Origin of the sequence: Aquabacterium sp. A7-Y (genome assembly GCF_026153205.1) — a bacterium.
GTDB lineage: Bacteria > Pseudomonadota > Gammaproteobacteria > Burkholderiales > Burkholderiaceae_C > Caldimonas.
On sequence record NZ_JAPFBW010000003.1, the window covers coordinates 260,425 to 269,371 of the forward strand.

Below are 8,947 nucleotides of genomic sequence, written 5' to 3' on the forward strand. Positions count from 1 at the left end.
TGTGTCCTGATATTGGGATTCAGGTGTCGGCGGCCGATTGCAGCCAGGCCCGGAAGCCTTCGTCCTCGAAGGCATAGCGGCCGCGCTGCACCTTGCCCAGGATGCCCTGGGTTTCCAGCTGCTGGATGGCATTGGCCACCGAGGCCGGCGCCACCGCGTCGCTCAGGCCCAGTGCGGCGGCGATGCGTTCGCGGGTGGCCTTGGAGAAGAGCTGCGGCGCCTCGCCGACCAGTTCGCGCAGCACCGCGCGCTGCAGCGCCGTGCAAGCGGCGAAGATGTCCTCGAACAGCACGTCGGGACTGCTGGTTTCCTTGAAGCGGGCCAGCGCCTCGGCGACAGCGCGGCCCGGGGCGTCGGTGATCCAGTAGCGCACGAAGTCGATCATCTCGCCGGGACGGTGCAGCAGCTGGGAGAAGGCCCAGTCGAGATCGGCCAGGGCCACGTCACGGGCGCTGGCAGCCTGGTAGCGCTGCGCGACGAAGGCCACGAACTCCATGCCCAGCAGGGGGAAGTCCATGTGGGCGGCCAGCTTGAAGGCCGTCTTGCTGTGGTCGCCGACCAGCGCCAGCAGTTGCGAGCGCGAGGAGCCGGTGAGCAGCAGCAGCAGGCCCTGGGGGTGGGCATTGAACAGCGCCCGGATGGCTTTCATCGCAGCGTCGCCGTGGCCGGATTTGCCGAGAGTCTGCGCTTCGTCCAGCATCAGCAGCACCGGGCGGGTCGGCTCCAGTCGGCGCAGCTCGGCGAACTGGGTCGCCAGCCAGGCGGGGGCGTCGCTGCCCTCGGGTAGCGCGGGCGGCGCCGCCAGACCCACGCTGAGCCCGAAGGCGCCGACACGTGTCACCGCGGTACGCTGCACCTGGCTGTTCAGGGCCCGCAGCGCGGAGGCCAGCGCGGTGTTGATGGCGCCGAGCGGGTCGGGCTGGCTCCACAGGTCGACGTACACCGGCCGCAGGCCGCTGTCGGTGGCGGCCTCCGTCAGATCGTGGGTGAGGAAATAGGTCTTGCCGGTTTGTCGTGGACCGAAGACAGCCAGCGGCCGGCGCGGCGCGTCGGCCAGGAGTCCCAGGTAGTGGGCGGCAAGCTGGGGGCGCGGATAACGCCAGGAATCGGTCGCCATTTCCGTAGTTTTCCATGAAACCCGGAAATTTCCAAGCGAGGTGGAAATTCACGGAAACAGCAGCACGGGAGCCCGGGAGTCCCTTCGCTTCGCCACCGCGGGAGACGCGTTTCTCTCACGAACTTATCTGAAATGGGAGGCAGCCCTATCGCGCTCCGGGGCTTATCGTGAGGTCCCTGCCACAAGGCCGGGCAAGATCTGGCCAGGCGGCTGCCGTGCCCGGCAGTGCGCCGCACACCCTGGAGCCTGTCATGTCCGCACCCCTGGCCGCACAACCGGCCGTGCTCGATCTGATCGGGAACACGCCGTTGTTGCCGGTCACCCGTCTCGACACCGGCTGCTGCCGGCTCTTCCTGAAGCTGGAATCGCAGAACCCGGGCGGTTCGATCAAGGACCGCATCGGGCGCGCGATGATCGAGGCCGCGGAGGGCGACGGCCGGCTGAAACCGGGCGGCACGGTCGTCGAGGCCACCGCGGGCAACACCGGACTGGGCCTGGCCCTGGTGGCACGCGCGAAGGGCTACCGGGTGGTGCTGGTGGTACCGGACAAGATGTCCACCGAGAAGGTGTTGCACCTGAAGGCCCTGGGCGCCGAAGTGCACCTGACCCGCTCGGATGTCGGCAAAGGGCATCCCGAGTACTACCAGGACTACGCCGCGCGCCTGGCGCATGAGATTCCGGGAGCCTTCTACGCCGACCAGTTCAACAATCCTGACAACCCGCTGGCCCACGAGCACAGCACCGCGCCCGAGATCTGGGAGCAGTGCGGTCATGAACTGGACGCGGTGGTGGTCGGCGTCGGCTCGGGCGGTACGCTGACCGGTCTGAGCCGGTTTTTCCGCCGCGTGAGGCCGGGGCTGGACTTCGTGCTGGCGGATCCGCTCGGATCCATCCTGCATGACGAGGTGACGACCGGGCGGCACGGGCCGCCGGGTGCCTGGGCGGTGGAAGGCATCGGCGAGGATTTCGTGCCGCCGATCGCCGACCTCGGCTGCGTGACCCAGGCCTATGCGATCCCGGACACGGAAAGCTTCGCGACTGCGCGCGAACTGCTGCGCGTCGAGGGCATCCTCGCCGGCTCGTCCACCGGCACCTTGCTGGCCGCGGCGCTGCGCTACTGTCGCGCCCAGGCCAGGCCCAAGCGGGTCGTCAGCTTCGTCTGCGACACCGGAACGCGCTACCTCTCCAAGCTCTACAACGACCAGTGGATGTTCGACGAAGGACTGCTGAAGCGGCCGCTCCACGGGGACCTGCGCGATCTCGTGGCACGTCCGCTCGACGCGGGCGAAGTGGTCAGCGTGGCACCCCAGGACAGCCTGCTCACGGCCTTCAAGCGCATGCGGCAGGCCGATGTGTCGCAACTGCCGGTGCTCGACGCGGGCCGGCTCGTCGGTGTGATCGACGAGTCGGACCTGCTGCTGGACGTGCAGGAAGACCCCTCGCGTTATGCCCGCAGCGTCGCTTCGGCGATGAGCACCCAGCTGGAGACCTTGGCCCCCGACGCGGGCCTCGACGCCTTGCGTGCCGTGCTGGCACGCGGTCTGGTGGCCCTCGTCGCCGACGGCTCGCGGCTGCACGGTCTGATCACCCGCTTCGACCTCCTGAACCACTTGCGCAGGACCCTTCAATGACGCCCGACCTCCCCACCGACCGCCTGGCTGAACCCTCTCCCGCAGCGATCCCGGCGACCGCCCGCACGGCTTCCGACAGCCCCGCGCGTCCGCTCGGCTTCGCCACTCGCGTGATCCATGCGGGCCAGTCCCCGGACCCTTCGACCGGCGCGATCATGCCGCCCATCTATGCCACCTCCACCTTCGTGCAGTCCAGTCCCGGCGTGCACAAGGGGCTGGACTACGGCCGTTCCCACAACCCCACGCGCTGGGCGCTGGAGCGCTGCATCGCCGACCTGGAAGGCGGTGCCCAGGCCTTTGCCTTTGCCTCCGGCCTGGCGGCCATCGCGACGGTGCTGGAGTTGCTCGACGCCGGCGCGCACGTGGTGGCGGGCGACGACCTCTACGGGGGCAGCTACCGGCTCTTCGAGCGGGTGCGCCGGCGCAGCGCCGCGCTCGACTTCAGTTTCGTCGACCTGGGCGACCCTGAGCGCCTGCTGGCAGCCCTGCGTCCCGAGACCCGCATGGTGTGGGTAGAGACGCCCAGCAATCCGCTGCTCAAGCTGGCGGACCTCGCCGCCATCGCCGCGATCTGCCGCTCGCGAGGTCTCATCAGCGTGGCCGACAACACCTTCGCCAGTCCCTGGGTGCAGCGGCCTCTGGAGCTGGGTTTCGACGTCGTCGTGCACTCGACCACCAAATATCTCAACGGCCACTCGGACGTCATCGGCGGCGTGGCGGTCGTCGGGCGGGAGCCGCGCCAGGCCGGGTGGCTGGAGCGCCTGGGTTTTTTGCAGAACGCGGTAGGTGCCATCGCCGGGCCCTTCGACAGCTTCCTGGCGCTGCGCGGCCTCAAGACGCTGGCCTTGCGCATGGAACGGCACGTCGGCAACGCCCAGGCGCTGGCCGCCTGGCTGGAGCGACACCCCAAGGTTGCGCGGGTGCGCTACCCGGGGCTGCCCTCGCACCCGCAGCATGCGCTGGCACGCCGCCAGATGCACGGTTATGGCGGCATGATCTCGCTCGATCTCGCCACCGACAGCGCCGGCGCCCGGCGTTTCCTGGAACACTGTCGGCTGTTCGCGCTGGCCGAGAGCCTGGGCGGTGTCGAGAGCCTGATCGAGCACCCGGCCATCATGACCCACGCCACCATCCCGCCCGAGCAGCGTGCCCGGCTCGGCATCGGCGACGCCCTGGTCAGGCTGTCGGTCGGCGTGGAGGACGTGGACGACCTGCGGGACGACCTGGAACAAGCGCTGGCAGCCATCTAGAGCGGGTTCCGCCAGCGGAGACGCGCATTGCGTCGATGGTGTCGAGCGCCGCTGAACCCGGTCGTCTGTCCGAATCGACGGCTTGTCGATGGCAGATGAACAGCGCCCTGCCGAATCGGTGTGAAGTTGTATCCATCGCGACCTCCCGAACATTTGTAAGTCGTTTTCCTCCTTGAGAACGCCGTCCCTGTGCGGAGCTTGAGGAGGATGGGCATGGAGCCGGAGCGTCAGGTCACGCAGGTCTCACGACCCCAAGTCCCACGGCCTTGCGGTTGCCGGGGACCGGGCGTTCCGGCGCACTGCACCAAGAAGGGCCGCCCACCGACACAGGCGATTCATGCCGGGGTCGACAAGACGGGTGGAGGCAGGCCTGCACCCGGGCACGACCTGCAGCCAGCCAGCGGCCGCGGTCGATCAGGACGGCATCGAGGCCCATCGCTCGGCGCGGGGCAGCAGCCAGACCACTGGCGCCCTGAAGCGCCGGCGCCGCCGGCCTGCAATAAGGCGAACGCCGACCCCAGCAGGCCGGTGTGCGGAAAGAAATCATTCAATGAAAATTCATGGACGGAGACATACCATGCAATTCCCCCAAAAGATGACGGCCGCCCTATCAATCGGCGCCTCCCTGATGGGCATCGCCGGGGCATCACAGGCGGCAGAGCCGCTGCCGACGCTGGCGATCGACACGTCAAAGACCACCGTCTCGGGGCTGTCCTCGGGCGGCTACGCGGCGGTGCAGCTCCACGTCGCCTATTCGTCGACTTTCAAGACGGGCGCAGGGGTGGTGGCGGGCGGGCCCTTCTATTGCGCGCAAGGCGATGAGGTGGCCGTGAGCCTCAGTTGCACGCGGATCCAGATCAACCCGATTCCGGTATCCCGCCTGGTGGAGATCACCGAGAGTTGGGCCGAGAAGGGTGACCTCGACCCTGTGGAGAACCTCAGGTCCTCCAAGGTCTACCTGTTCTCCGGCTCTAACGACAGGACGGTCATCACCCCGGTCATGAACGATCTGTTGACCTACTACAAGAACTTCGTGCCGGCGGGGAACATCGCCTACAAGAAGGATGTCCCAGCTGGGCATGCGATGGTCACCGACGAATTCGGCAATGACTGCACCGCGTCGTGGACACCGTACATCAACAACTGCGGCTTCGACCTGGCCGGCGCCCTGCTGCAGCATCTTTACGGCCCCTTGAACCCGCGCAGCGATGGCGCGCCGTCCGGGCGCTTCATCGAGTTCGACCAGACGGCCTTCATCCCCGCGGCCCCGGCCAAGGTACGCAAGCACGGCATCGCCGACACCGCCTGGATCTATGTGCCACGGGCCTGCTCGGCGGGCGCCACCTGCAAGCTGCATGTGGTGCTGCACGGTTGTTTGCAGAGCACGATGGACCTGGGCCAGCAATATGTGCGGGACACCGGGTACAACCGCTGGGCTGACACCAACAACATCGTGATGCTGTATCCGCAGACCAACGACGCGCAGCTCTACCATTGCTGGGACTGGTGGGGTTACACCAGCCCCGACTATGCGAAGAAAGGCGGCCCGCAAATGCAGGCGATCAAAGCGATGGTCGACCATCTGAGTGGTGGCGCCGCCGCCGAATGAACCGTCTTGCACCGCGGGACCGCACAGGCACGACACACCATGCAGAAGTTGAGATCGGTTCTTGCCCCCAGCAGGACCCCGTCCGCTCACGGCACCGACGGGTCGGGGGACATCACGACCTTGTTGTGGCTCTGGTCGCGCGGTGACAAGCAAGCCCTGGACCGCCTGCTGCCACTCGTCTATCAGGAACTGCGGCGTTTGGCGCGGCGGCACCTGCGGCGGGCTGGACAGGGCCACGGGCTGGAGGGCACCGATCTGGTCCACGAAGCTTTCCTGCGTATCGTGCGCCTTGACTCGGGGCACTGGCCTTCACGGCTGTATTTCTACGGCTGCGTATCGCGCTTGATGCGCCATGTGCTCGTGGACCTTGCGCGCGCTCGGCATGCCGCGAAACGAGGGGGCGGAGAGGCGATTCAAAGCTTGGATGCACTGCAAGAGCAGGGCCTGGCAGACGCGTTGATCGAGCCAACCAGGCGGTCAGCGTCCGATCTGCCCGATCTGATGGCTCTGGACCAGGCGCTCAGCCGGCTCGACGACCTGGACCCCCGGCAGGCGCGCGTCGTCGAGATGCGGTTCCTTTGCGGGCTGAGTGTTGAGGAAACCGCCACCGTCCTCGGCGTTTCGCCCTCGACGGTGGTGCGCGAGGCGGCCACCGCCAGGATCTGGCTGGCCCGCGAGCTGAAAGGCGGGGACCGTTCTCCGCACAAGGCCGGCCAGTCCGACAGCCTGTGAGACCGACGAGGCGTTCTGATCAACCTACCCGCCTGGCGGTGAGGTGAGCGAGCGGGCGGGGGATTCGCCCTGCCGCTGAGGCGCACCGGGCGCTGTGTCCGGTGCAGGGGCGTCGGTGGCTCCCTTCATGGCCTGCAACAGCTGCAGGCGGTTGTGCGCCCCAAAGCGCTTGCGCAGTTGCCGCATGTGGTAGTCGAGGTTGGATCGCGTCAAGGCCAGCGTCGCTGCGATCTCCTTGTCCGGAAGCCCCTGCAGCAAGGCCTGCATGATGCGCCGGTAGAGGGGGGTAAGCGGCGCGCCGCGAAGCTTGGCATGCGTGGGCAGGGCGCAATGGCAGGTGTAGAAATCGTGCACGGCCAGGGCAAGCACCACGGCCGGGCCGAGCACGTCCCGCAGCATGTCGGTGGTGTCAGCGCTTGATGTCAGGGTGATGAAGTAACGTTCCCGCCCGCTGTCTCCCGGCAGGCTCAACGTCAGACCGCTGCCGGTGCCTGTCGCGCCCAACTCGGCGATGAATTCGAGCAAAGCAGCCGACGGCCGGGCATCGGCCGACAGCATCGCCAGACCTTCGGTCTGCCACATCAGGGGCAGTGCAGCCGACGCGGCGTGTCGGAGGCGCGGGTCCACGCGGCAATGGTGGCGCGCGATATAGCGTCGCACCCAGCCTGGGTCCTCGTGCGCGGTGCACGCTGCCAGCGGCGTTGGCGTCTTGCCAATCCAGGTCATGCAGATGTAGCCGAGGGTCGACAGACCGAGTGCAGCCAGGGCCGAGTGAACCACTCGACGGCGGTCGACAAAATCTTCAGCCGCGCATAGCTCGGCCAGTACCGGGTGCACACCGGACTCTGCCCCTGTCGATCCGGTAGGCCGGCGTGGGTCGGGGTGACGGGGTGGGTCGAGAAACAGCAGCACGTCCGGGTCGTCGGCGGAGTTCGGGTGGACTGCGTGTCCGCCTGACCCTGTTGGAAATCGCCGCAGTTGCTTGCCAGGCCGCTCATCTGTCTGCACCCTCGTCTCCCGCAGTGGCGGGCCGAGATTCGGCCCCTTGCGACATAGAGCGCAATGGAGCTGGAGGAGAGATCAGGGCGATACAAGGGAATACATTGCCCGGCGTGCGCTGGGCCGGTGCCGGGTCCGTCGAGGGCGGTCGATGTCCCGTCAGGGCGAGCACTTCCGCATCGCCTGCCGCACGGTCTCCGTGCTCAGAACGCCGGCGCAATTGGGTTCCTTTCGCTCTGCGGCTTCCAGCAGCTTCGCAGCGCGGCCGTATCGATCGCAGGCTTCACGTCCGTCAGCCGCTGCGCTGGACGCGGTGGAAGTCGCGCTGCGCCTGAGTAGCGCCTGCCCAAGTGCATAGTTCGCCTGCGCCGTCCAGTTCAGGGTGTACTTCTCGTTGCGAACGTCATCCTGCAAGGCCTCGTATCGCCTGACGGCTGCGCGCGCAAGGGCGACGCTGTCGTCGGTCCTGTGCAGGGCCAGCCGTGCCTGGCTCAGCTTGACCTCCATCTCCGCCAGGGCCGTCTGGAGCAAGATATTGCGCGGCTCCCGCTGGATCTCCGATCGGGTCAGGGCCAAGGCGGACTGCAGTTCCTCAGCCGCCTGGGACCAGTGCCCGGTGCGTCCGAGTGCAAAGCCGAGGTGCCCGTGAGCCAAGGCCTCGTGAAGTGCGATCTCGGCGTTATCGGGCGCCTTGCCGCGCAGTGACGCGACGGTCTGCAAGGTGAGCCGGGCTGCCTGGGCCGCCAGGCGCGCGGTGTCGGGGGACGCGTCTCTTCCGAGCAGATGAAAGGCGCGCTGATTGTGGTAGTACACCAGCCCCATCAATGCATCGGTGTCGGCGGGCTGCTTCGCCAGCAGCTCCTGCCATGCCTGCCACGTCTTTTGATGGTAGCGTTCGTAGCCGGCGTCGTCGCATGCGGCGCTGTGGGCGAGCGCGAGGTTGCTGAGTACGGTCGGGAGCGCACGCGGCTCGAGCGTCGTCACCGCCTCCGCATGCGGGAGCGCTTGGTGGAGCAAGGCCACCGCCTCCTTGGCCCGGCCGTCAAACATGATTGCCGAAGCCTCTCGATTGAGCACCTTCGCCATTTCGTTTTGCGCCAAACGATGTGCCGGCGAGGTCGACCCGGTGCTATCGAGGACCGGCTTGAGCAGCGCTTTCACTTTGCTGCGGGCACGGTGGGCTCCCTTCTTGTCTTCCAGGCTGGGTCGATTCGGCCCGCCCAGGATGTCACCGATGCGTCCATAGGCTCGCGCGATCTCGATCTGCAAGCTCAGGTCGCTGCGACGCTCGGCGCTGAGGCGCTCCAGGTAGTCCAGCGCCGTCTGGATCATCAGTTTGCGCGCGTCGACGCTACCCGGCAGGGTGTCGATGGCAGCGTAAACATCGAAGATGAACACGTTGGCCAGTTGGCGCACATTGGCGAAGTGGCGCTCGGCCCGTTCTCGTTCTCGATTGGCCTCGTAGGCCTGATATGCGGCGAAGGTGAGGCCGGCCACCATCGCCAGATTGGCCACCGTCGCAACCCCCACCGCGATCCGATGGCGCAGCACAAAACGGCCGGCCCGGTAGCTCCATGCTCCCCGGCGCGCATGGACGGGCAAGCACTCC

The 8,947-nt window shown here is 67.4% G+C and carries 7 protein-coding genes; 4 read left to right on the forward strand and 3 right to left on the reverse strand.

Annotation, left to right across the window (positions count from 1 at the left end; translation table 11 throughout):
* Positions 1 to 19: 19 nt before the first annotated feature.
* Positions 20 to 1,117 carry an AAA family ATPase gene (locus tag OOT46_RS04190; RefSeq protein ID WP_265402321.1) on the reverse strand — a complete coding sequence of 366 codons (1,098 nt, stop codon included), beginning with the start codon at positions 1,115 to 1,117 and terminating at the stop codon, positions 20 to 22.
* A gap of 251 nt (positions 1,118 to 1,368) precedes the next feature.
* Between OOT46_RS04190 and OOT46_RS04195 the strand changes: the two genes are divergently transcribed.
* The 4 genes from OOT46_RS04195 (at position 1,369) to OOT46_RS04210 (ending at position 6,339) form a co-directional block, all read left to right on the forward strand.
* On the forward strand, positions 1,369 to 2,748 hold the full coding sequence (locus OOT46_RS04195) for a cystathionine beta-synthase (RefSeq protein ID WP_265402322.1): 1,380 nt from the start codon (positions 1,369 to 1,371) through the stop codon (positions 2,746 to 2,748).
* Positions 2,745 to 3,998, forward strand: a complete 1,254-nt coding sequence (locus OOT46_RS04200; protein ID WP_265402323.1) for a trans-sulfuration enzyme family protein — start codon at positions 2,745 to 2,747, stop codon at positions 3,996 to 3,998. The genes OOT46_RS04195 and OOT46_RS04200 overlap by 4 nt, the downstream gene beginning before the upstream one ends.
* A gap of 595 nt (positions 3,999 to 4,593) precedes the next feature.
* A complete protein-coding gene (locus OOT46_RS04205; protein WP_265402324.1) occupies positions 4,594 to 5,607 on the forward strand; it encodes a PHB depolymerase family esterase in 1,014 nt (337 codons plus the stop codon).
* A gap of 39 nt (positions 5,608 to 5,646) precedes the next feature.
* On the forward strand, positions 5,647 to 6,339 hold the full coding sequence (locus OOT46_RS04210; protein WP_265402325.1) for an ECF-type sigma factor: 693 nt from the start codon (positions 5,647 to 5,649) through the stop codon (positions 6,337 to 6,339).
* A 24-nt stretch (positions 6,340 to 6,363) separates the two neighbouring features.
* Here OOT46_RS04210 and OOT46_RS04215 read toward each other — a convergent pair whose 3' ends face one another.
* Both OOT46_RS04215 and OOT46_RS04220 read right to left on the reverse strand, forming a co-directional pair.
* Positions 6,364 to 7,176, reverse strand: coding sequence for a helix-turn-helix transcriptional regulator (locus tag OOT46_RS04215; RefSeq protein ID WP_265402326.1), 813 nt, complete (start codon positions 7,174 to 7,176; stop codon positions 6,364 to 6,366).
* Between the two features lie 321 nt (positions 7,177 to 7,497).
* A partial coding sequence (locus OOT46_RS04220) for a hypothetical protein (RefSeq protein ID WP_265402327.1) occupies positions 7,498 to 8,947 on the reverse strand: 1,450 nt, incomplete at its 5' end.

What these genes read in the sequence shown, in the direction of transcription:
- OOT46_RS04190 (WP_265402321.1), bottom strand. Translation starts at nt 1,117, where the DNA reads ATGGCGACCGATTCCTGGCGTTATCCGCGCCCCCAGCTTGCCGCCCAC.
- OOT46_RS04195 (WP_265402322.1), top strand. Translation starts at nt 1,369, where the DNA reads ATGTCCGCACCCCTGGCCGCACAACCGGCCGTGCTCGATCTGATCGGG.
- OOT46_RS04200 (WP_265402323.1), top strand. Translation starts at nt 2,745, where the DNA reads ATGACGCCCGACCTCCCCACCGACCGCCTGGCTGAACCCTCTCCCGCA.
- OOT46_RS04205 (WP_265402324.1), top strand. Translation starts at nt 4,594, where the DNA reads ATGACGGCCGCCCTATCAATCGGCGCCTCCCTGATGGGCATCGCCGGG.
- OOT46_RS04210 (WP_265402325.1), top strand. Translation starts at nt 5,647, where the DNA reads ATGCAGAAGTTGAGATCGGTTCTTGCCCCCAGCAGGACCCCGTCCGCT.